Annotated in this window: 16 protein-coding genes; 9 read left to right on the forward strand and 7 right to left on the reverse strand. The window is 60.2% G+C overall.

Features of this window, described 5'->3' with window-relative positions:
* Positions 1 to 38: 38 nt before the first annotated feature.
* Positions 39 to 1,514 (reverse strand): tRNA guanosine(15) transglycosylase TgtA, encoded by a 1,476-nt coding sequence (gene tgtA, locus G6M89_RS13585; protein ID WP_165162365.1) that lies wholly within the window; start codon positions 1,512 to 1,514, stop codon positions 39 to 41.
* Between the two features lie 326 nt (positions 1,515 to 1,840).
* On the opposite strand from tgtA, the gene G6M89_RS22150 reads away from it, so the two are divergent.
* Together G6M89_RS22150 and G6M89_RS13595 are read left to right on the forward strand one after the other, a co-directional pair.
* The gene (locus G6M89_RS22150; protein WP_206335559.1) at positions 1,841 to 3,298 is read left to right on the forward strand and encodes a hypothetical protein; all 1,458 of its coding nucleotides are present in this window, start codon (positions 1,841 to 1,843) and stop codon (positions 3,296 to 3,298) included.
* Between the two features lie 441 nt (positions 3,299 to 3,739).
* Positions 3,740 to 5,035 carry a hypothetical protein gene (locus G6M89_RS13595; protein ID WP_165162366.1) on the forward strand — a complete coding sequence of 432 codons (1,296 nt, stop codon included), beginning with the start codon at positions 3,740 to 3,742 and terminating at the stop codon, positions 5,033 to 5,035.
* Between the two features lie 161 nt (positions 5,036 to 5,196).
* Here the strand turns inward: G6M89_RS13595 and G6M89_RS13600 are convergent, their stop codons facing one another.
* Positions 5,197 to 5,757 carry an NUDIX hydrolase gene (locus G6M89_RS13600; RefSeq protein WP_165162367.1) on the reverse strand — a complete coding sequence of 187 codons (561 nt, stop codon included), beginning with the start codon at positions 5,755 to 5,757 and terminating at the stop codon, positions 5,197 to 5,199.
* Between the two features lie 202 nt (positions 5,758 to 5,959).
* Here G6M89_RS13600 and G6M89_RS13605 point away from each other — a divergent pair, with 202 nt between their 5' ends.
* On the forward strand, positions 5,960 to 6,235 hold the full coding sequence (locus tag G6M89_RS13605; RefSeq protein ID WP_054862577.1) for a PadR family transcriptional regulator: 276 nt from the start codon (positions 5,960 to 5,962) through the stop codon (positions 6,233 to 6,235).
* A 663-nt stretch (positions 6,236 to 6,898) separates the two neighbouring features.
* Here the strand turns inward: G6M89_RS13605 and G6M89_RS13610 are convergent.
* Entirely contained in the window at positions 6,899 to 8,170 is a 1,272-nt protein-coding gene (locus G6M89_RS13610) for a DUF4397 domain-containing protein (protein WP_165162368.1), read from the reverse strand.
* A 373-nt stretch (positions 8,171 to 8,543) separates the two neighbouring features.
* Between G6M89_RS13610 and G6M89_RS13615 the strand changes: the two genes are divergently transcribed.
* Positions 8,544 to 9,206: a hypothetical protein gene (locus tag G6M89_RS13615; RefSeq protein WP_165162369.1), complete on the forward strand. Its 663-nt coding sequence runs from the start codon at positions 8,544 to 8,546 to the stop codon at positions 9,204 to 9,206.
* A gap of 67 nt (positions 9,207 to 9,273) precedes the next feature.
* Here G6M89_RS13615 and G6M89_RS13620 read toward each other — a convergent pair whose 3' ends face one another.
* Positions 9,274 to 10,506, reverse strand: a complete 1,233-nt coding sequence (locus G6M89_RS13620) for a proteasome-activating nucleotidase (RefSeq protein WP_165162370.1) — start codon at positions 10,504 to 10,506, stop codon at positions 9,274 to 9,276.
* 397 nt (positions 10,507 to 10,903) lie between these two features.
* Between G6M89_RS13620 and G6M89_RS13625 the strand changes: the two genes are divergently transcribed.
* Complete coding sequence (locus tag G6M89_RS13625; RefSeq protein ID WP_165162371.1) at positions 10,904 to 11,827, forward strand: CPBP family intramembrane glutamic endopeptidase; 924 nt, start codon at positions 10,904 to 10,906, stop codon at positions 11,825 to 11,827.
* 56 nt (positions 11,828 to 11,883) lie between these two features.
* Here the strand turns inward: G6M89_RS13625 and pepF are convergent, their stop codons facing one another.
* Complete coding sequence (gene pepF / locus G6M89_RS13630; protein WP_165162372.1) at positions 11,884 to 13,704, reverse strand: oligoendopeptidase F; 1,821 nt, start codon at positions 13,702 to 13,704, stop codon at positions 11,884 to 11,886.
* Between the two features lie 97 nt (positions 13,705 to 13,801).
* Between pepF and G6M89_RS13635 the strand changes: the two genes are divergently transcribed.
* Positions 13,802 to 15,229: a M28 family metallopeptidase gene (locus G6M89_RS13635; RefSeq protein WP_165162373.1), complete on the forward strand. Its 1,428-nt coding sequence runs from the start codon at positions 13,802 to 13,804 to the stop codon at positions 15,227 to 15,229.
* A gap of 27 nt (positions 15,230 to 15,256) precedes the next feature.
* On the opposite strand, the gene G6M89_RS13640 is transcribed toward G6M89_RS13635, so the two are convergent.
* Positions 15,257 to 16,045 (reverse strand): DNA-directed RNA polymerase subunit epsilon, encoded by a 789-nt coding sequence (locus G6M89_RS13640; protein WP_165162374.1) that lies wholly within the window; start codon positions 16,043 to 16,045, stop codon positions 15,257 to 15,259.
* A gap of 211 nt (positions 16,046 to 16,256) precedes the next feature.
* Here G6M89_RS13640 and G6M89_RS13645 point away from each other — a divergent pair, with 211 nt between their 5' ends.
* Complete coding sequence (locus G6M89_RS13645; protein ID WP_165162153.1) at positions 16,257 to 16,499, forward strand: hypothetical protein; 243 nt, start codon at positions 16,257 to 16,259, stop codon at positions 16,497 to 16,499.
* Positions 16,500 to 16,713: 214 nt separating this feature from the next.
* On the opposite strand, the gene G6M89_RS13650 is transcribed toward G6M89_RS13645, so the two are convergent.
* The gene (locus G6M89_RS13650) at positions 16,714 to 17,649 is read right to left on the reverse strand and encodes a DNA polymerase beta superfamily protein (protein ID WP_165162718.1); all 936 of its coding nucleotides are present in this window, start codon (positions 17,647 to 17,649) and stop codon (positions 16,714 to 16,716) included.
* Between the two features lie 658 nt (positions 17,650 to 18,307).
* Between G6M89_RS13650 and G6M89_RS13655 the strand changes: the two genes are divergently transcribed.
* Together G6M89_RS13655 and G6M89_RS13660 are read left to right on the forward strand one after the other, a co-directional pair.
* Entirely contained in the window at positions 18,308 to 20,368 is a 2,061-nt protein-coding gene (locus tag G6M89_RS13655; protein ID WP_165162375.1) for an ABC transporter ATP-binding protein, read from the forward strand.
* Complete coding sequence (locus G6M89_RS13660; RefSeq protein WP_165162376.1) at positions 20,365 to 22,245, forward strand: ABC transporter ATP-binding protein; 1,881 nt, start codon at positions 20,365 to 20,367, stop codon at positions 22,243 to 22,245. Before G6M89_RS13655 ends, G6M89_RS13660 begins: the two co-directional genes overlap by 4 nt.
* The last annotated feature ends 508 nt before the right edge of the window (positions 22,246 to 22,753 follow it).

A 22,753-nucleotide genomic window follows, 5' to 3' on the forward strand; every position in this document is an offset into this window, starting at 1 on the left:
TCTGCGTGCGGCCACGGCATATTCGTTTTTGCAGGCGCTCACTTCGTAGTGAGATCTATCAGTGCCACGCTGTCGGGCACGTGCTCGAGCACACCCGCGGGCCAGCCACGGTGACCAAGCGTCACGTCGGTGTCGGGGTTGGCCTCAACGAGTCGGGCGACCCCCTCGGCTGCGGCCTCGAGTGCGGCGCGGTCGGTTCGATCCGGCACCTCAGCAGTGAGCGGGTAGCTCTTTGAGAGCGCTCGTGGGAACGGCCCGAACGGTGGTTCGACGCGCCAGGAGTCATCGAACTCGTCGCTGCTGGTGGGCTGGCCCTCCGTGAGAAACAGCGACTCCGGCACCGACAGCCGCTCGAGACGCTGGTGGTGGCGAATCACTTCTGGTCGGCGGGCGCTTTCCTCCGAGGTATAGAAAAAGGCCCCTTTCGAGACAGGATCTGTCTGCTCGAGTTGCTCGGCGTGGTCGAGCAGAGCGCGGTAGCCGTCGAGCATAGTCGGATGCGCTCGAGCGCGCTGTTCGACCAACTCGAGGAGGTTGCCCGCGCGAATCGCTTGCTTGATGCGCCGAATTTCCTCGAAGGTAACGTGGAGGTTGTGGGCGGCGAGTTCCGTCTCGCGTGCGTCGTCATCCAGCGCGCGCAGGTCGTCGGGCGAGTGTTCGGTACAGACTGGACACGAACAGGGCAGATAGTCCAGATCGTCGAGGTGGCGCGTGCCCCGAACGGTCAGGTAGCGGTCGTCGCGTGCATAGAGCGCGTAGGCGGCGGAGTCGAACAGGTCACAGCCTATCGCGACGCCCAGCGCAAACATCATGGGGTGGCCGGCACCGAAGAGGTGGACGGGCGCATCGGCCCCCAGTCCGCGTTTTGCGCCGGCAACAGCGTCGACCATGTCGTCGTAGCGGTAGTCGTTCATCAGCGGGACCACCGCGCCGACAGGGAACACGTCGAGGTCCGTCGCGTTCGCGTGCCGACCCGCTTCCTCGCGGAGGTCTGGATAGGTCGAGCCCTGTACCGGCGCGTTGACCAGCATGTCGCCTGTGTCGACGTCTTCGGCGCGCTCGAGTCGTTCCTGGGTCGTCGCCAGTTCGTCTTCGGCGCGAACGCGGTCGACATCCGGCGGCGTTGGAATGTCGACGGGTGTTCCGATATCCGAGCCAATCGCGTGCTGGAACTCGAGGATTTCCTCGCTTGTGACGTCGATTTCGCCGTATTCGGAGAGTTGGAACGAGCCGGAGTCGGTCATGATCGCGCCGGGGAAATCGAGCACGTCGTGGAGCCCATCCTCGAGGGCACGTTCGCGGACGTCCTCGGTGCCGTGGATGATGTAGGAGTTCGTGATGAGAATTTCAGCGCCGAACTCCTCGGCCATCCGGCGGGGACTGAGGGTGTCCAGATTCGGATTGATGACGGGTAATAGAGCAGGCGTCTCGACGGTGAGGCCGGCACGCGGAACGGTCAACTCCCCGATCCGCCCGCCAGCATCGAGATCCCGAATTTCGAAGCACTCGCGCATTAGTCGGTGATTGCGCCCACGAACGTAAGTCAGTGAAGATTCGCGCTCACAGCCCCAGAAACGTTACTGTGGCAACACGACGGTAAGACGGCGTCTGGAATAATGGCCTAATTTATCGACACATGCATATAGGGCGGCCAGCGCAAGCACAACGACCACCCACACCCGAGTACGCATTTACATGCGAGCGCCGAGACAGTCTGGAAATCGAAACTGATGAAACACGGATTAGCGACCGTTGCAAAAGTTCTAACTGTGCTTTTTGCCGAGGTAACACCGTAACAGTCTGCCCGTTTTAGTCCGGATCCCCGGCAAGGAGAGAGCGCATGGCTTCACGACCGCAGCAAATCGGTGTCGTATTCGTCGCATTGCTCGTTGCACTCTCGAGCCCCGCGCTCGCAGGTGCAACCTCACAAACAGCAGCCGACGGACCAAGCGCAACGCTTGAAGACACAGAGGTAGAGACGCTCGAACTCGAGCACGTAACAGTCGAGGACGCGACCATCGAGGAACTGAACGTCGACGAACTTGACGTCGACCAAGAGGAACTCGATGAACTCCTCGACGAACACAACGGCGCAGATGACGCTGACGATGAAGACGACGCTAACGACAACGGCGTCAACGAGGCCGACGACGATGACAATGGCCTCGATGACGAAAATGACGAGGCTGACGACAACGGCGTCGACGATGCAGATGACGCCGAAGAGGTGACCATCTCGGACATCGAGATCGAACACCTCGAACTCGAGGATGTTTCCGTCGAGGACCTCGAAATGAACGGTGACGATGTCGACGAGGCCGACGATGACGACAACGGCCTCGACGATGAAGATGAGGCTGACGATGAAGACAACGGCGTTGACGAGGCCGACGACGATGATAACGGACTTGACGATGAGAACGACGAGGCTGATGACGACGACAACGGTGTCGATGACGAGGATGACGCGAACGACGAACACGATCTGATCGACGAAGATGCTGACGAGCTCACCGTCGAAGAGCTCACCATCGAAACGATGGATGTCGATCACCTGACGCTCGAGGAACTGACCGTTGAGGACGACGAAGCTGACGACCTCGACGACGAGGACGAAGCTGACGACGACAACGGCCTCGACGATGAAGACGACGCTAACGACGACGACAATGGCGTTGACGAGGCTGACGATGACGACGAGATGAACGACGAGGATGACGAGGCTGACGACAACGGCCTCGATGACGACGAAGCCGACGAAGATGACGACTACGACGAGGCAGACGGTGAGCAGATTGACGAACTCACCATCGAACAGTTCGATGTTGAGGAACTCACCGTCGAATCGATGACTGTCGAGTCATTCGAGGAAGCTGACGATGACGAGATGGCTGACGATGACGATGAGATGGATGACGACGAGAACGGTCTCGACGATGAAGACGACGCTGACGACGAAGACAATGGCGTCGACGAGGCTGACGACGATGACAACGGCCTCGACGACGAGAATGACGAGATGAACGACGAGGACGACGAGATGGACGATGACGAGATGGCTGACGGCGAGACCGTCAGCGAAGTCTCCGCCTCCTCCATCACCGTCACTGACGCAACCGCAGAATCCCTGACCGTCGGCGACCTCGAGGACCTCGAGGACTACGACGCTGACGACGATGCGGATGCTGACGATGACGACGAAATGGACGTCGATGATGATGACGAGGACGACACGGACGAGGATGACGACGAAAACGATGACGACAACGGCATCCTCTCCGTTGGTCTCCTGAGCTAAGATCAGCGACCCACCAGCCTGACAGAGATCGGCTGCGGCCCGCAGTGTCGGCCCACCGATCAGTTCCCCCGATTGCATCGGGAGCCGACAGCGATCGACCAGCCTGCACACAGGGAAAGTGTGTCAGAGCGGGATACAGCCGATTCGGTTTCTTTTATTGCGCTCCACTCGAGCAGTGGCGACGGCACTGTCAACGCGTGTGCCCGCCGTGGACAGCAACAGCTAGTAATCTCATGTTCAGTGACGGGAGCAATAATCACGTAGCAGTCGCAGGCAACACACGAATTACACTTGGTTGTACGTACTCGAGCGACGAGGGCTACTGCGGGCGATGAAGCGGTGATTAGCAGGCTGTGGCGGCGTGCCAACTACGCTTTTCGTCATGATAATCCTGTAACAGTCTGCTCGTTTTAGCCGGGAGAGCAAAGTACCGTAGAGCGCATGGTTTCACGATCTCAGCAATTCGGAGTCGTCGTCGTGGCACTGCTGGTCGCGCTTTCCGGTGGCCCCGCACTCGCCGGTGCAACAGCGCCAGCAGCCGACGACACGAGCACAAACGCAGCACTCACAAACGTACAGGTCGATACACTCGAGCTCGATCACATCACGATCGAGAACGCGACCATCGAGGAACTGAACGTTGACAATTTCAATGTTGACGACGAGGAACTCGAGGAAGAACTCGATGAAGCGGACGATGAAGACGACGATGCAAACGATAACGGCGTCAATGACAACGACAACGACAACGATGACGCCGCGACCGACGATGATGACAACGGCGTCGACGACAACGACGCCGACAACGGCGAGCAGGTGACGCTCTCCGACATCGAGGTCGACCACCTCGAGTTCGATGACGTAACGATCGACGACCTCGAGCTCGACGAAGATGAAATGGATGATGAGATGGATGATGACGAGGCCGACGACGAGGACAACGGCCTCGACGACAACGATGACGCAGCTGCGAATGATGAGGACAACGACGAGAACGACGACGCAGACGAGGCTGACGATGACGACAACGGCGTTGACGACGAAAACGACGAGGCGGACGGACAGGACCTGATCGATGAGGACGCACAGGAACTTACCGTGCACGAACTCACCATCGAAACGATGGACGTCGATGAGATGACCATCGACGACCTCGAGATCGAAGATGATGACGGCATCGTCGACCAAGTCGGCGACTTCTTCGAGGGACTGTTCAACGGTGACGACGACAACGATAACGACGCGACCGACAACGACGAGGAGAACGACGATGCTGACGCAGATGACAACGATGAGATGAACGATGAGGACGAGAACGACGACGCGACCGCCGACGATGAAAACGGCGACACCCAGGAACTCGAGGAACTCACGATCGAGCAGTTCGACGTTGAGACGGTGACGATCAACGCGATGACCGTGGAGTCACTCGAGGAAGCGAATGACGAAGATAACGACAACGACGACGCTGCTGCGGACGACAACGATGCGAACGACGATGACGAGAACGACAACGATGAGATGAATGATGACGACGAGGCAGACACCGGCGAGACTGAAACCGTCTCACAGGCCACGGCAACGTCGATCACCATCGACGACGCAAACGCCGACACGGTGACCCTCGGTGACACGAGCGAACTCGAGGACGTTGCTGACGACGAAGACAACGACGAGGATGAGATGAACGATGACGACGCAGACGACGACCAGTCGTCCATTGCGCTCCTGTCGTAAGGTGATCCAGCGGACTGTCGTTTACACAGCTATCTTTTTTCAGCACCCAACGCGACCGACAGCGATGCGATCATTACCTCGAGACTCGAGGTGAGCGCCGAGGTTGTGGCTCACCACGACCGGGCAGAGAACTTGAGTTCGGTGTGCTGGCAGGCACGCAGTTACGTTTCCGTCTCACCAGCAAGCAACTGGTAGTGCGATACCGCAAGCACCGTGCGTCCATCACGGATCTCGCCATCGCGAACGGCGTCGAGCAACTCGTCAAACGCCATCGTCTGTGGCCGAATGCTCTCGTTGTGATCGAGTTGCTGTTGGGCAGTCGGCCGACAGCCGTGAGCAACGAAAAAGTGCATCACGGAGTCGGCAAAGCCGTTCGCGGGTTCGACAGTGACGAGGGGCTCGAGGCGCTCGGCCTCGTGGCCGGTCTCTTCGGCGAGTTCACGTCGGGCCGCGGCCTCGAGATCATCATCGTCGGGTTCGGTGCCGCCGACGGGGAGGCCACGGTTGACTCGGGAGACGGCCTGGCGCCACTCCTCGATACAGACGACATCCCCATCGGGCGTGAACGGGAGGATGCAGACACTTGCAGGTTCGGAGACGTAATCGAAGTCCGTCTCGGTGCCGTCGGGGAGTCGAACGGACTCGTTAATAACGTCGAAGCCGGGACAGGAGTAGGCTACGTCGCGATCGTGAGTTTCCCAAGCGAGCGGATCCGTTGGCATAGCGGCCTCTACGGACGGGTTTTTGAAAAGCGCCGCGGCACGGAGCCTCGAAGATGGAACACACGCGAGAGTATCGAGTGCCTCACTGTAGATATGAGCCCCTGTCGCAGCCATACGTGGTGCGTTCCGATTCCAGGGAATTTCGTACCAGCTCTATAACAAAGCCACGAATCGATGAACGTTAGTTCTCAGAGGGTGATCCATGGATCAACTAACTGGATTCCAGCGTGACTTGCTGTACGTCATCGCCGGAAAAGAACGGCCGTCCGGACAGGAAATACTCGACGACATCAATCGGTACATCGACCAGCCCGTTACACATGGGCGACTGTATCCGAATCTCGACACGCTCGTCGAAACAGAACTCGTCGAAAAAGGACAACTCGATCGACGAACAAATTACTACGCGCTGACGCCGAAAGGACGACGCGTCCTCGAGCAGCGCCAGGAGTGGGTCGACCAGTACGTCGACGTCTAACGTCGCTCCTGAGACACACTTTCGCTACGTATCTCGTCCCCACACTCCGTAGTGCACCGTCTCGCGATTGCTCCCTCGAGTGTACGAACGCCGAGCCCTGCGTGTTCGTCTCGACGAGTCAGGACAGACTGTACGTCCGTCAGTGGCCCACCTGCAGACGAATTCGCCGTGCTCGAGTTACCACTACTGGTGACCAGATGCACTGATTGCGCTGTTCAAACCGACTTCGTGGCTCCCGGCTGCTTGACCGAGATTGCAAAATCTGTGATCTCGCGCTATTCGCAGCAACGCAGTGCTCGCTCACTCCAGTAATCGGCCAACGCCTCTACGTGACTCCAACGTCCACCTCGGGACGGGCATAGCTTTCAGCCCTAACAGCGGAGAGGGTGTCGATGAGAAGTCCATCCCTACAGTTCGCCACTGGGAGGGGTATGCAGTCCTTTACTGGGCACAGGAGCCGTCTCGAGCGATGCTGTACCCTCTCGTCTCGAGTCAGTAACACTGAGATGAATAGTTGGTAGTCCGTGATAACGGCGTGCGTGGATTCCCGATCACTGGACCACTGGCACAACAAGTATCAGACTGTGACAGCGCCACGGCTGGACAAACAGGGGATCGACCAAAAAACGAGAGAACGGCGTACGCTCGAGACGCGGCTAGTGCTCAGTACTCGCCGTTGTCGTCGTTATCGTCGTAGCCATCAGCGTCGTCCTCGTCATAATCGTCGTCTGCATCTTCATCGTCTTCGTCGTAGACATCGTCATCATCGTAGTCATCGTCCTCCTCCTCGACTGGCTCCTCATCGGGTTCTTCATCTTCGTCTTCGACCGGCTCTTCGTCAATTTCGTCTTCGGCGTCGTAGTCGGCGTCGTCTTCGTGTTCGTCGTCTTCGTCAGTCACGCCATCGAGGAGGGTGACGACGTCGAAGGAGCGGTCATCATCGTCGTCAACGTCTCCCTCGGTCTCCGGCGGCTCGAGGTAGCCAATCGCGTAGACGGAGTACGCCTGCCAGGCCTCGACATCGACTTCGACGGAGGCGACCGGCTCGGCCTCATCGTCATCGTAATCGTCATCGTCGTCGTCGTCCTCGTCATCCGGTTCAATCGTTTCGCCATCCTCGGCTTCACCCTCAGGATCGAGATCTGTCCCCTCCTGTGGCTCGGGTGCCTCGCCAGCGGGGTAGATATCGAGGGTCACCGTCCCGGCCATCGCAGCAGCGTAGCCGGACGGAATCGTGAACTCGAGGTCCTCGAAGATGGGCATCAGTGAATCGCTATCGACGATGTCGACAGCCGGCGCATCCGGTGATGCGTGGACTGCTCGAATCTGTCCAGCATCCTCGCCGTCGACGTCTTCCTCGACCTCCTCCGGCGTCCGGTCAGCTAACAGGAGGATTTCGAAGGTTCCCGTCTCGAGGCCATCGTCATCATCGTCATCCTCGACGTCCTCTACATCGTCGTCGTACCCGTCAGCCTCGTCTTCGTCGTAGTCGTCGTGGTTGTCATCGTAGTTGTCGTCCGCCTCAGCATCGTCATACTCGTCTTCCTCTTCGACGGCACCGAGTTCGCCGATCGCAGCGGCCGTATAGAAGCCGTCCTCAACAGCGAACTGCTGCTGGGCGACGACTTCGTCCGGATCGCCAGCGGCCGTCACTGTCAGCGAGTAGGTACCGGGGACGATCTCGAGGTAGGGGGACACGTCATCGTACGCGACGTCAGCGAGGACTCGCTGATCGTTGATGTATACGTCGACGTTCGGTGCGTCAGGCGAGAAGTGGGCCACGCGAAGCGCGCCCATATCCTCGTCTTCAGGGACCGATTCGGCGTCACGTTCGTCGTCTTCGTGTTCGCTAACACCGAGTACTGTGCCGGATAGGGCAGTTCCCGTGCCGACGATACCGATCGTCTTGATTGTCGAGCGTCGTGAGAGAGTCATGCAGCACTCGGAAGGGAGACCGTTACCCGGAAAAACCAGATAGTAAGTTTCAGTGAGTGTCGGGTCGTTTACCCAGTCCGCTCCAGCGTAGCAGTGCCATACCAAATCGAAAGACCGTCCTACAGACGCGTAGTGACACCGAACGCCCACTCGAGTATTGCTGGCCGACCCACACTATGAACTGCGGCAAACAGCGCCAGTCAGGATTTCCGACGGTCGATTATAGTGTAAATACGTGAGCGACGAGTCGAGTGCGTCAGGTGATGGACTGTGTGAGTATCGTCTGAAATCTCAGACAGTGTCTCCACACCTAATTACGACCAATTGGAATATATACTATTCTCTATAATAATCCAAGAAACTAATGGACAAAATGGCACGTCTTCTCACTCGGCTCGAGGCGACTCTCCCTCGCGTCATCGGATTACTAGCGACTGTGGTGGGGCTGTGCTGTGTACTGGTCTATCCACTTGCGCTCCCAATCGTCTATCCCCTTGTTCCATCCGCCCTGGTCCCAGGGAACAATCTGGCTCTCTTTGGCCCTACACATCCGCTCGTCGTGCATTTTAGTGCAATCGTCGGCCCGATACTCCTCACATGGGGCCTCTTCGCTGTTCGCTACCGAACACGTGCACCGATGACGGTCCGTCGTGCCGTTCTCGCACCGCTTTTGAGCCTGTTCTCACTTGGTGGCGGCGTCGCTGTGTTCACCTATACATGGGCTCGAGGAATGCCGGTTGGCTGGTGCGCTGCTGAGCCACAAACGCAGTTCTCGGTGTCTCAAATCATGCACGTGGAAGTCGCAATCGCTCACTTCGCTGCTCTATCTGCCGTCTCGATGGTCGTCGTGGGAGCAGTCGCGGCCCGACATGAGCTGCGAATCGCTCTCGCGAGTGTTGTGGTACCAGCGGTGATCGTTGTCTTCGGGTTCGTCTGGCAGTCTTCCGTCCCACCGCTGCTCGAGTTCGCACTTCTCGTCGTGTTCGCAAGTATACCCTTCGCCATCGGCTACGTCACGACACGCACAGCATCGTAACGCGAGGCTGGAACGAGTTGCGTTTTAGAAACACGTCTCTGCCGTTGCCGACCCGCATGCCAGATGTCTACTGGTAGAAGTACCCTGCCGACGCGATGACTTCACTCGAGTCGTCGTCTTCGATCTTCTCTATGGCGTCGACAAAGTCCTGATGAGTGATCTCGTCGCGTTCGTTGCGGATGGCGAACATCCCGGCTTCAGTGGCCAGACTCTCGATTTCAGCGCCGGAGTAGCCTGCCGTGTCGTCGGCCAGATCAGCAAAGTCCACCGTGTCGGTGACGTTCATCCCGCGCGTGTGAATCTCGAGGATCTGTTCGCGGCCGTCGCGGTCGGGTTCGGGCACTTCGATAAGGCGGTCGAATCGGCCGGGACGCAGGATGGCACGATCGAGCATGTCGAAGCGGTTCGTCGCGGCGATGATGCGGATTTCACCGCGAGCCTCGAAGCCGTCCATCTCCGAAAGCAGTTGCATCATCGTCCGCTGGACCTCGGCATCGCCGGAGGTCTTGGATTCCGTCCGAGTGGTCGCGATGGCGTCGATCTCGTCGATAAAGATAATAGCGGGTTCGCGCTCGCGAGCCATCTCGAAGAGGTCACGCACGAGTCTCGAGCCCTCGCCGATGAATTTGCGGACGAGTTCCGAGCCAGCCATCTTGATGAACGTGGCGTCGGTCTTGTTCGCGACGGCCTTGGCGAGCATCGTCTTGCCCGTCCCTGGCGGGCCATAGAGGAGAACGCCACTCGGTGGCTCGATCCCAACCTCATCGAAAATTTCGGGGTCGGCCAGCGGCTGCTCGACGGCTTCGCGGACCTCGCGGATCTGCTCGTCGATGCCACCGATATCCTCGTAGCCGACTGCTGGCTTTTCGGTGATCTCCATCGACTGGGCGCGCGCGTCGGTCTCGGCGTTCAGGATGGTCTGAATCGCAAAGGAATCGTTGACCGCGACGCGGTCACCGGGTTCGACTTCTTCGGCGATCCGTGGCGAGACATCCGTGAGCACCTCCTGGTTGTTACCGTGTTGTTTGACGATAACCTCGTCATTGTCCATGATGTCTTCGACCGTCGCAATGTACAGCGAGGAGCTTTTCAGCGCCTCGTTTTCGCGTTCGACGCGGTCGACTTTCTCACGAAGACGCTGTCTGCGTTCGTCGGCGTCATCGAGTTGCGCCGAAAGCTGGTCGTTGACATCGACGATATCTTCGAAATGGCCCCGGAGCGCCTCGAGCCGTTCGTCATCGGGAAGGTCGGGGTCGATATCGCGATGTGGTCGGTCAGGGAGAGACGGGCTTCGAGACATCTTGTCGTACACGGGTAAGGCCCCGACGATAAATGTGCCTTTGGGTCGCGGATGGATTTCCACACCCTATATGTTCTGAACCCCCCGTCAGACAGGCTGTTGAGAGGTCCTCAAGGATGGAATTTCGACTGGAAAGAGCATTCTATGAAAGAATCGTCGGCACGCTGTCTACAACAGTGGACGCGCTCGAGGGCACGACTAATGCAACATACTGATAACTGTTATAACCGGTTTCAGAACTAGCAACATGTTCACAGCTATTTGTAATTGGTTTTAGGACTAGGCGTCATGAGAGAGACACGGACGTGCGGACGAACGCTGATAGTGTGTTCGAACGGGTATCGTGATCAACTCGAGTTGAAATCGATCACCCGCAGTGGTACCTGTAGCGATACCCATGACTGACATCGATCGTACTCGGCTTGGATTGTTCATCGGGACGGTAACCGTCCTCATGGCGGGATGGTTCGTCGGAACGCCACTGCTGATCGATCAGTGGGACGAAACACTGCATCCAGCGTTTTTTGGACGTATTCATATGTTCACGCCGATGGTCGCCGCACTCGTCGTCTGTTTCGTCAGCGGGATCTCGCTCTCGACGGTCGGTCTTCGACTCGGTCGCGTGCGGTGGCTCGGGATCGCTGTTGGAGTGGCCTTCTCGCTCGTTGTACTCGCGATTCCGGTGGCAGTTGCCGTCCCAGGCATCGATTTTCAGCCGACGATCTATCACTACGAGTTGCCGTTTCCGTCTCTGCTGCCAGAGATTCCACCGGACGCTCTGACAGTCGGTACTGCCGTTGGAATCGTCGTGGTCACTGGCGTTACCATCTATGCGGTATTTGGGTTTGGCGAGGAATTCGGCTGGCGAGGGTATCTCCTGTGGGAACTCGCCCCGCTTGGATTCTGGCGAGCGTCGGTCATCATTGGTATCGTCTGGGGACTGTGGCACGCACCGGTTGCGTTCTCCACGTGGGGAATGGGTGTAATCGACGGGTGGCCGCTACTCGCCTGGCTCCTCACGGGTATCGTGTTCTCACCGGTGTATACGTACGTCGTCATTCGGGCGAAGTCAGTGCTGGCTGCGGCGCTCTTTCACGGTGTCTTCAACGCGACCACATCGCTGTTCAGTGCCGTCGTCTATACAGACGAGTTTATGTTGGGAACTATCCTCCAGCCAGTCGGCGTCGCCGGACTCGTGACGTTCGGCGGAGCCGTCGCCATCATCGCCGTCCGCGGCCCGCCGGAACTCACCCGCGAGTTTGCACACTCTCCACGATCCAGTCAGAACCGGACGACGCCAACGACCGATACCGACGCGTAGTACCGTCTCGAGGATACCTGATTGTCGATTACACTTTCACAACAGTGGAGAGGATATTACTCGAGCAGTGCCTCGAGTTCGTCTAACCGATCCCCGTAGGTCGCGAGCGCGCGGTCGATTGGCTCGGACGTACTCATGTCGACGCCGGCGACCTGCAGGAGTTCGAGTGGATAGTCCCGCGAGCCCTGTCGGAGGAACTCGAGGTAGTCCTCGGCGGCGTCACGTTCGGGGTCGCTGCCGGGGCCATCGGGGAGGATACCGTCAACGATGGCGAGCGCAGCCGAAATACCGGTCGAGTACTGGTAGACGTAGAACGCCCGGTAGAAATGCGGGATACGCATCCACTCGCGGGCGATGCGGTCGTCGACGACGGCGGGTTCATAATATTGCTCCTTGAGGTCGCCGTAGAGTTCGTCCAGTCGGTCGGCAGTCAGGGGTTCGCCCTCCTCCTCGAGTTCGTGGGCCTTGTGCTCGAACTCCGCAAAGAGGGTCTGACGGTACAGCGTCGAGCGAACGCGCTCTAGGAACTCGTTCAGGACGTGTTTGCGGAACTCGGGGTCCTCGACGGTTGCGAGCAGGTGATTCGTCAGCAGGGCCTCGTTGACCGTGCTGGCGACTTCGGCCACGAAAATTTCGTACCCCGAGTAGACGTAGGGCTGTTCCTCCTTCGTCAATTCGGAGTGCATCGAGTGACCGAGTTCGTGCGCCAGCGTGTACATCGAGGAGATGTCGTCCTGATAGTTCATCAGGATGAACGGCTGGGTGTCGTAGGTGCCGCCGGAGTAGGCCCCCGACTGCTTACCCTCGTTCTCGTAGACGTCGACCCACTGAGACTCCAGTCCTTCCGCGACGCGCGATTGGTACTCTTCGCCAAGTGGCTCGAGAGCGTCGACGATGTACTCGGTCGCTTGGTCGTACTCCACGTCGGGGCCCTCATCGCCGGTCAGGGGCATGTAGAGATCCCACATCTGGAGGTCGTCGACCTCGAGCGCCTGCCGTTTGAGTTCGGCGTGATGGTGGAGTTTGTCGAGGTTGTCGTGGACGGAATCAACCAGGTTGTCGTAGACGGAGACGGGGACGTTCGGGCCGTCGAGAGCCGCCTCGCGCGCGGTGTCATAGTTGCGTGCCTGGGCCGTCTTCACGTCGGCTTTGACGCTGTTTTTGTAGGCCGCGGCGACGGTGTTTCGCATGTCCGACCACTCGTCGAAGTAGCCCTCGTAGACGCGCTGGCGGAACTCCCGATCAGGTCGCTTCAGGAGGTTCGTAAAGTTGCTCTGGGTAATTTCGATTGCGTCTTCGTCGTCCTCAGCGGGCGCTTCGACCGTGGGGAACTCCATATCCGCGTTCGAGAGCATGGTGTAGACCTCGCCGGTCCCGCCCATGACCTCGCCCAGATCCGCGAGCAACTCCTCGACTTCGGGCGAGCGCGTGTGCGGTTTCATCCGAAGCACGTCATCGACGTAGTGTTCGTAGGTCTCGAGGTCGCTCTCAGAATCAACGAACTCGTCGAACTCCTCGCGAGTCAACTCCTGCAGTTCGGGTTCGATGAACGACGCCGCAGACTGGGCGTCGGACGCAAGCGACTGTGCACGCGCGGTCAGCGCCTGATACTGCTGGTTCGTCGTATCCTCGTCGCGGCGCATTCGCGCGTAGGCGGCAACGGTCGAGACCTCGCGCATGATGTCGTTTCGCAACTCGAGGACCTCGAGCAGCGTGTCGGCGTCGTCGGTGACCTGCCCCTCGTAGCCGGCGAGTTCGTCGACGCGCTCGGCGACGGTTTCGTAGGCGGCCTCCCAGTCCTCGTCGGTCGCGTAGATGCTCTCGAGATCCCAGGTATAGTCCTCGTCGATCTCGGAGCGGTCGGGTACGGAACTCATACACACGGTTTCGGAACGTAGGTGGTAAAGCGTGTCGAAGCCCCACATATCGTACCCGGACCCGCGATTTTTGCCGCCGGCCGTCGAGAAGAGTAGTATGGACGACCACGGAGCCAACGAGCAGACGAGCGAGAACCCCACGCTCGAGTGTGCCCTCGGCCGCGCGTGGACCGACGAGCGAGCCTGGACGCTGCTAACGAACCTGACCGAACTCCCGCATCGAATGGGCGGCTCGAGCGGCGAGCGCCGCGCGGCTGAATCCGTCCAGGCAGCGCTCGAGGAAGCAGGTGTCACGGACGTGCAGGTCGACGAGTTTCCGATGCAGTACTGGGAGCGCGGGTCGACGGCGCTTACTGTTCTAGGCGGAGACGGATCTGAGACTGCCAATTCGACAGCGGATGGAACAGACACGGCGCGCCTCGAGCGCGAATTCGACGCCATCGCGTTGCCGTACTCGCCCGACGCACGCGTCGAAGGGCCGCTCGTCGACGTTGGCTACGGCACTCCCGAAGAGATTGCGGCGGCCGACCTGCAGGATGCAATCGCCGTTGCGAGCACGACGACGCCACCGGAACAGCGGTTCGTCCACCGAATGGAGAAGTTCGGCCACGCGCTCGAGGCCGGTGCGACGGCCTTTCTCTTCGCGAACCACGTCCCCGGCCAGTTACCGCCGACCGGCGCGCTGACGTTCAACGCCGAAGCCGCCGCGCCCGGTGTCGGCGTCAGCGCGGAAACGCACGACTGGCTCACGACGTACGCCGAGCGCGGAACGCGCGCACGAATTCGGGTCGACGCCGAGACGACTGCAGGGTCGAGTCAGAACGTCCACGGGACGGTCGGCCCGGACACCGACGAGGAAGTCCTGGTCGTTGCACACTACGACGGCCACGACATCTCCGAGGCCGCGCTGGACAACGGCTGTGGCATCGCGACCGTCGTCGCCGCGAGTGCGATCCTCGAGTCCATTGCGGACGACCTCGCCTGTCAGGTCCGGATCGCAGGCGTGGGCTGCGAGGAAATCGGCCTCCTTGGAGCAGAGGCACTGGCCGACCGCGCCGACCTCGAGTCGGTTCGAGCCGTGGTCAACGTCGACGGGGCAGGCCGATTCAGGAATCTTCGGGCGCTTTCACATGGCTCGGAGGCGCTGGCCGACCTCGCTGATGACGTAGCGAGCGACGCGGGCCAGCCAATCGGTCACGATCCGGACCCACATCCGTTCAGCGATCACTGGCCGTTCCTGCGCGCCGGGGTTCCGTCACTCCAACTGCACAGCGAGCCACCGGAGGGACACGAACGCGGGCGCGGGTGGGGCCACACGACAGCCGACACGCGGGATAAAGTCGACCCGCGAAACCTGCGCGAGCACGCACTGATGACGGCGTTGCTGGTCCGAGTACTCACGCGGGCCGAGATTCCACGAATCGACGATCAGGAGTTGCGAACACAGTTGCGAGAACAGGACTACGAACCGGGCATGCGAGCAGCAGATATCTGGCCGGCCGCGTGGGAGAGCAACGACGAGTAATCGAGACGTCCGACAGCGCACTCGACCCTATGCTGGCTCGCTTTCGGTCCCGTCGACACCATCTTGCGAGTCAGTAGAGTCGGTCACACTCGGCAGGTTCGGATCGCGGTACGGGTTCCGACCGTACGCAGGCAGGTCGTCCTCGAGTTGGTCTTTCAGGACCCGGCGAAGCCGGTTGAGACTCGTCGTATCGAGCCCGTAGGTCGCGGCGAGTTGCTTGAACCGCGATTCGTCGGTGATGTCGTGGGCGCGGTACTGAGCGAACAGTTCCTCCATCCGGTCGGCTGATAGTGCCTGCGCGTCGATATCGTCCAATCCGAAGTACGACTGGCGGTCGACGTCGACGACGTGGCGGATCGCTACCAGCGCAACCTTCTCAATGGCGCGCTGGCTACCGAACTCGGTCAGATCGATCTCGTCCATCACACCGAGTGCGAGGTCGCGCTGCCACGGCGTCACCTCGAGTGCGTTACACAGCGCCTGTGTCGTCCGCAGTCGGTCGAGTCGGTGGGCGCGCTCGCTGTAGCCGGGCGTCGCCGCGTGCTGTTCGTCGTGGAGGCGACGGACGTTCTCCGAGAGGTCCGCGTCGGGTGACTCCGCGCGGCCGATGACGGTCGCACTCGGCGTGACGACACCCCACTGGCGGACCGTCGAGTCGCGCTGGACATCCGCCCGCGAGAGCGACCCGGAGCCGGGCCGAGTCTCGAGACGGCGATTCTGGGTGGGTTCGGCGTCGTACTCGCCGCGTGGAGGCTGGTCGCGATTGTGCTCGCGGCCCGGACCGCGCGGACCGGGTTCGGGACCGTCGTCGTGCATCTTGGTACTCGCTCAGACAGGGAGACGGAAAAAGGCTCGCTCGTTTGCGCGCTGACTGACAACAGCCGTCGGTCGAGTGATAGCTCTCGAGGGTACTGACCAACCGCAAAAGCGCTCCGTATCTTCATCTTGTGACCAGAGGCACTTAAAGGACGATGCGATTCATCTCATCGAACCAATACGTGTATCGCACGCGTCATCAAACCGGCACATGACGACCGAGACAGAGCGCCAGCGGGACCTGCTGTCGATGCTCGTTGCCATCCAGTTCACCCTGTTCATCATCCTCATTCCGTGGGCGTGGCCGCTGCTGGCCGTCCCAGGACTCAGAACGAATTGCGTGAATCGTTCTGAGTACCATCGACGACTGACCGAACACGAATCCGGGGCCGAGATTGGAGAGTCCTCATCCGCAAAACAGGGCCTCGAGTCCGATGACTCACCGACACAATAGCAACTCGAGAAAGTATCGACTGGTCACGCACACTATCCAGAGAATATCCCGTCGTATCTATTCCTTGTGAGCAGAGGGACTTAAATGGACAACGCTTTGAATCAAATCCGAGTGCAGAGTCCCCACTGTGAAATATGAATCCAGTAGAACCCGCCTTCCTGCCATATCTCTACCTTGTAACCAGAGACACTTAAAGAAAGACCGCCACCGGGTGTCATTGCACAGCGCCAATCAGGTCATCAACGAACGCGTTCAATCGCTTCGGATTGGGGCCCTCGAGCGCGTGAACCTCGGGATCTATCCGTTTCGGTGGGTGGGCGAACTCGCGGTCGACCTGATCGCCGACGACAGCGCTTCCTTCGCCACGGCGCTTTCGCTCGAGGAGATCGCGGGCGCGGTCGATCCGGTCGGCCTCGAAGACGGTCGGGGCCTGTTCGTCCAGAAACGTCCCGAAGTCGATCACTGGCAGCTCGTGCGCGCCGTCGTCGCCCGTTGCCGTGAGATAGTAGGCGGACATCGCCGCGCGGGTGATCGTGAGATTACGCTTGACCGTTGGCTTCGTCTGTGTCTCGGTAAATCGCTCGTCGTCAGCACCGACAGTCATCGTCTCCTCGCCGGTTTCGTCACTGTCGCAAGCGACGACGTAGCCCTCAGCCGTGCGCTCGAGAATGGGAAAAATTTCGTCGTCGGACCGAACCAGATGGTCAGACAGGTACTTTCGGTAGTTGGTCGACGCAATGGCGCGCCAGTCGTGATAGAGGTCGATTGGGTTGTACGCGCGCGTCATGTATTCCACGAGGTCAGTCGGATCGAACTGCATCCGATACTGGACTGGGCTGCGAAGAAGATCGAGCGCGCTCTCGTTCGAATCTGCGAGCAAGGAGGCGAAGTTCCGGACGCTCAGCCCCTGTAGTTCGATCTCGGCGCGGCTGTCGTCGATGGTCTCGATGGTGCCACCGAGATGGGCGTATTGGCGGAGGTCGTCGGGAACGAAGACGAACCCAACGTCGTAGTCGCTGTCGGCACTCGCCCCACCCCACGACCGACTGCCGCGGGCGACAGCCAGCGGAATTGCGATTTCGTGTGTCGCCTCGAGATCTGCGAGACAGGCCTCAATTCGGCTACGGACGGCTGGTGGAACGGTAGGGATCACGCTAATCAGGTAAGACAACCGGCCAGAATATCCCGTCGTATCTACTCCTTGTGACGAGAATGACTTAAAGGAAGCCGAGGACTCGAGTCAGCGCACGCGAACAGTTTGGAGACAGCGACCGCTGAGTAAAATGTGATATCGGTAGAACCCGTCTTCCTGCTATATCTCTACCTTGTGGGCAGAAGCACTTAAAGAAAGAGTGGAACGAGGGGACTCGTTCGCTCGAGTGAGCGCAAGTGACGCCGCTCTCAGGGACAGAGAGCACAGAGAATGTCCGACGTATCTGTTTCTTGTGGCGAGTGTGACTTAAATGGGGTCGAGCTGGCGGCCAGTGGATGGGATAGGACTCGTAGCCACTGAAGTCAGAACGACACAGCTGGTACTGCAATGTTTTGAACGAAGATACCAGAGAATCCGTCTTCCTGCTATATCCTTACCTTGTGACCAGAAGCACTTAAACGAACGCCAATTTCGGCCAGCCCATGGGACAGCGAACCACACGACCGGTATATTAATTGACAACCCGAGACCACACAATCGTATGTTCTCTTTGGGGGGTCGATTCACGGCACGGTTGTCCCAATGGCAGCGACAAAGGGTTCTCACCCCATGGGTCGCTCGTAGTAGTTCGCATACCGTTTGGAGTGGTTGAAACGTGACGGAGAACCAGTTCGAGCCACCCGATCATATCGACAACTCGCTGTGGCTGCTGGTCCGTCGGTACGCCCGGCCCCACACGCTCCGGTACGTCCTCGCGGCAATCGGGACGCTACTCGCCCAGATTCCCCAGCGGCTGCCGGCGCTCGTCATCGGCGTCGCGCTGGATGCGATCCTCCTGCAGGACACGCCGTATTCGCTCCCGTTGCTTCCTGACGCCTGGATTCCCGAGACGACGACCGGTCAGGTCCAGTTCACTATCGGGTTGCTCGTTGCGGCTTACATCCTCGACGGGACGATGACCTGGTTCGCCGGTCGACTCGAGGGGACGGCGCGGTTGCAGACGCTCCACGAGATCCGGGTTGACGCCTTCGATGCAGTCGTCGGCCACGAGCGGTCCTTTTTCGACCGCCACCAGACGGGCGATGTCATGAGCGTCCTGAACAATGATGTCTCGAACATGAACCGCTTCGGGAGCAACGCCTACGAGGGGATCAGGCTCTCGGCGCAGATCCTCGTCGCCTTCGCGTTCATGCTCACGATCCACGTCCCGCTGGCCGCGCTACTGGCGCTCATGCCGCTGCTGCTGATCGCGCTGTGTCAGTGGTACACGACTCGCGTCGGGCCTCGCTACGAGAACGTCCGCGAAAGCGTTGGCCGGGTGAATTCGCGGCTCGAGGACAGCATCGAGGGTATCGCGACGGTCAAAGCCTTCGCGCGCGAGGATGCAGAACGGGATCGACTCGAATCCGCCTCGCGGTCGTACCTTGATCGCAACTGGTCGGTGATCCGGCTGCGGCTCGTCTTCAGTCTCGCGAGTTGGGTAATCGTCTCGTCTGCGTTCATCGGTCTCCTCGCTCTCGGCGCGTATCTGGTCCTCGAAGGGGCGCCAGCGTGGTTCGGGGGTTCGCTGACTGCTGGTGCGCTGTTGACGTTCCTGATGTACAGCCAGTCGTTCTACGCGCCGATCCGCCAGCTGATGCTCGACGTGCTGGACAGCTACGAGGACGCGCTGGCCTCGAGCAAGCGAATCACCTCGGTACTGGAAGGCGACCACCCCGACCGAAACGAAGGCCGGGAACTGACGGTCCTCGAGGGCCGCGTTGAGTACGAGGACGTCTCCTTCACCTATGAGGGGGCCGATGAGGAGACGCTGACTGGTGTCACCGTTACCGCGGAACCGGGCTCGCTTATCGGCGTCGTCGGGCCGACGGGTGCAGGCAAGTCGACACTGACGAAGCTACTCTTCCGGTTCTACGAGCCGGATCGGGGTTCGATCCGGATCGATGGGACCGACATCAGCGATGTCTCCCGCCGAAGCCTGCGCGAGCACCTTGGCTACGTCTCGCAGGATCCGTTCCTCTTCTATGGAACCGTCCGGGAGAATATTACGTACGGGCTTCACGAGACCGACTATCAGGAGGTCTCGGATAGAGCGAGCGGAGAGGAACGATCCGCGAGCCGCGAGGTCGACCGAAGGGAGACCTCGAATAGTGCGAGCGGGGAGCACGAGGCGCGACGCGCCTCGAAAACCGTCGACCACGCAGCTGTCGTTGACGCCGCGACACTCGCGGGGGCCCACGAGTTCATCACCGACCTCGAGAATGGGTACGACACCCAGGTCGGCGAGCGTGGCGCGAGCCTCTCGGGGGGCCAGCGCCAGCGAATCGCCATCGCGCGGGCGATTCTCAAGGAGCCCGATGTCCTCATCTTGGACGAGGCGACGAGTCATGTCGACAACGAGACCGAACGCCAGATCCAGCGCAGTATCGACGCGACGGCGGGCGAGCAGACGACAATCGCGATTGCCCACCGACTGTCGACGATTCGCAACGCCGACCAGATCCTCGTCGTCGACGACGGCGAGGTCGTCGAGCGCGGCACGCACGACGAGTTACTCGAGCAGGACGGACTCTACGCCGATCTCTGGCGGGTGCAGGTCGGCGACCTCGAGGCCGTCTCGGACGCGTTCCTCGAGCGGGCCCGCGCCCGCCTCGGCGAGTCTGCGCGGCGACGCGGCGCAGCAGAGACCGAGCGACCTGAGGAGGTGTCACGATGAGCGACGACCCCGGTCGCGAGGGTGAGGGTGAAATCGCGGCCGCCGCCGACGAACGGTGGCCGCTGGTCGCCCTGTTGCGCGAACACGGCCGGGGCGACCTGAAGTGGCTCGGCCTCGGTAGCGCCAGCTCAGCCGGCTCGCAGTTCCTCTCGAACATCGACATGCTGATCATCGGGTTGGCGTTCGATGCGATGTTCAACGACGAGCCGTACGCGCTGTTTCTGGTGCCTGACGTCTGGATCCCGGCCGACCCGACCGGACAACTCCTGTTTACAGTCGCGCTGCTGGCGGGAATAAAGGTGATCGACATGGGCCTGGCCATCTTCTCGCTGTGGGCGCTGTTCCTGTTCGGCCAGCGAACCATACACCGCGTCCGGGTCGCCGTCTACGATGACGTCCAGCGCTTGGACGCCGGCTTCTTCGACGACCAGCGGACCGGCGAGGTGATGAGCGTGCTCAACAACGACGTCAACTCCTTAGAGGAGTCGCTGACGCAGGGCCCGAACCTCGCGGTCTTCGCGACGACGACTGTCGTCAGTTCACTGCTGTACATGCTGATCCTGAACTGGCAGTTGGCGCTACTCCCGCTGACGCTCGTCCCAATCGTTGCTATCGTCAACTGGTGGTTCAGCCGCAAACACGAGCAGCGCAACGACGAGGTTCGCGAGGAGACTGGCGTCGTCAACGCCTTGCTTGAGACGAACGTCAGCGGCGTCTCGACGGTCAAAGCTTTCGGCGGTGAGCGATACGAGACCGGCCGCGTCAGGGAGGCGTCCGACGCCTATCGGGAGGCCTCTTGGTACGCCCACATAGTCGGCGTCCTCCACCAACCGTCGATGCGGCTGCTCGCTGGTGTTGCGTTCGTCCTCACCCTGTTCGTCGGCACCGAGTGGGTCCTCGACGAACGGTTCTGGATCTTCGCCGGCACGATCACCGCCGGCGAACTCATCCCGTTTCTCTACTACACCCAGCAACTCGCGCAGCCGATGCGGTTTCTCGCCTGGGTGACCGGCCTCTACAAGGCCGGGAAGGCCGCCGCCAAGCGCGTCCTCGGGCTCCGGCAGCTCTCCCCGCCCCGCGATGACGGAGATCACGTCCTCAAGGACCCGCGTGGCGCGGTCCAATTCGACGACGTCACGTTCGGGTATGACGCCGAAGACGCCGACCCGGTCCTCCGAGACATCTCCGTCGATGTCGAACCTGGCGAGACGGTCGGGCTGGTCGGTCACACGGGCGCGGGGAAATCGACGCTGCTGAAGCTCTTGCTGGCGTACTACGAGCCCGGCAAGGGCCGAATTACGGTCGACGGTCACGACCTGCAGGACGTTTCGCGGTCGTCGCTACGCCAGTCGATTGGCTACGTGCGACAGGACCCGTTCCTGTTTTCGGGGACGGTTCGAGAGAACATCGCCTACGGGCTGGATGATCCCGCAGACGGCGACAGCACGGTCTCCGACAACGACATCGTGGCCGCCGCGCGAGAGGCTGGTGCACACGAGTTCATCACCGAACTGGACGATGGCTACGACACCGAGGTCGGCCAGCGCGGCGTCCGCCTGTCGGGCGGCCAGCGCCAGCGGATCGCCCTCGCTCGCGTCCTGCTGACTGACCCCGCGATGTTCGTCTTCGACGAAGCGACGAGCCACGTCGATAACCGGACCGAAGTCCTGATCCAACGGAGTCTCGACCGACTCACGGCCGAGAAGACGACGTTCATCGTCGCCCATCGGCTTTCGACGGTGCGAAACGCAGATCGGATTCTCGTCCTCGATGACGGCGAAATCGTCGAACGCGGCACGCACGATGACCTCCTCGAGTGCGATGGAACCTACGCCGACCTCTGGAAGGTACAGGTTGGCGAACTCGACGCCGACTGAGGCAAGTGAAAAGCGCAGCCGCTCGAGAAAAGTGAGGACGGTGTAGAACCGGTCTTCCTACTATATCTCCACCTTGTGACCAGAAGCACTTAAAGGAAGAACGGGACCCTTGCTCGAGGAACGGACTCACCTCTCGGGTGAAGACGCGAAACGCAGCGCTGACGGGTATAGGTCGCAGAGAATGTCCGTCGTATCTACTCCTTGTGACGAGAGTTACTTAAAGCGGTACGCAGTTTAGGTGAAAACGAGTGAAATCCACTGCAGTGCTTCCGCTCTGAGCGAAGATGTCGTAGAATCCGTCTTCCTGCTATATCTCTACCTTGTGACCAGAGACACTTAAAGGACGGACGACTATGCGGAGCGCTCGAGTGAAACTAATACCTAAGTCAGTCAGGAAAACGCTGTGGCTGAGCACAGAAACTCTCAGGAGAACCGGCTACGTCTCGTCATAGGTCTACCTTGTGACCAGAGATAGTTAAAGGGCTTCGAGCAGGCCTACACTCGAGCA

The organism is Natronolimnobius sp. AArcel1 (assembly GCF_011043775.1).
In the GTDB taxonomy this organism is placed as follows: Archaea; Halobacteriota; Halobacteria; order Halobacteriales; family Natrialbaceae; genus Natronolimnobius.

Excerpts from the sequence above, each read along its gene's own strand:
- G6M89_RS13645 (WP_165162153.1), top strand. The coding sequence starts at position 16,257 with ATGACGACCGAGACAGAGCGCCAGCGGGACCTGCTGTCGATGCTCGTT.
- G6M89_RS22150 (WP_206335559.1), top strand. The coding sequence starts at position 1,841 with ATGGCTTCACGACCGCAGCAAATCGGTGTCGTATTCGTCGCATTGCTC.
- G6M89_RS13610 (WP_165162368.1), bottom strand. The coding sequence starts at position 8,170 with ATGACTCTCTCACGACGCTCGACAATCAAGACGATCGGTATCGTCGGC.
- G6M89_RS13635 (WP_165162373.1), top strand. The coding sequence starts at position 13,802 with ATGGACGACCACGGAGCCAACGAGCAGACGAGCGAGAACCCCACGCTC.
- G6M89_RS13615 (WP_165162369.1), top strand. The coding sequence starts at position 8,544 with ATGGCACGTCTTCTCACTCGGCTCGAGGCGACTCTCCCTCGCGTCATC.
- G6M89_RS13660 (WP_165162376.1), top strand. The coding sequence starts at position 20,365 with ATGAGCGACGACCCCGGTCGCGAGGGTGAGGGTGAAATCGCGGCCGCC.
- G6M89_RS13605 (WP_054862577.1), top strand. The coding sequence starts at position 5,960 with ATGGATCAACTAACTGGATTCCAGCGTGACTTGCTGTACGTCATCGCC.
- G6M89_RS13625 (WP_165162371.1), top strand. The coding sequence starts at position 10,904 with ATGACTGACATCGATCGTACTCGGCTTGGATTGTTCATCGGGACGGTA.
- G6M89_RS13595 (WP_165162366.1), top strand. The coding sequence starts at position 3,740 with ATGGTTTCACGATCTCAGCAATTCGGAGTCGTCGTCGTGGCACTGCTG.
- G6M89_RS13600 (WP_165162367.1), bottom strand. The coding sequence starts at position 5,757 with ATGCCAACGGATCCGCTCGCTTGGGAAACTCACGATCGCGACGTAGCC.
- tgtA (WP_165162365.1), bottom strand. The coding sequence starts at position 1,514 with ATGCGCGAGTGCTTCGAAATTCGGGATCTCGATGCTGGCGGGCGGATC.
- G6M89_RS13640 (WP_165162374.1), bottom strand. The coding sequence starts at position 16,045 with ATGCACGACGACGGTCCCGAACCCGGTCCGCGCGGTCCGGGCCGCGAG.
- pepF (WP_165162372.1), bottom strand. The coding sequence starts at position 13,704 with ATGAGTTCCGTACCCGACCGCTCCGAGATCGACGAGGACTATACCTGG.
- G6M89_RS13620 (WP_165162370.1), bottom strand. The coding sequence starts at position 10,506 with ATGTCTCGAAGCCCGTCTCTCCCTGACCGACCACATCGCGATATCGAC.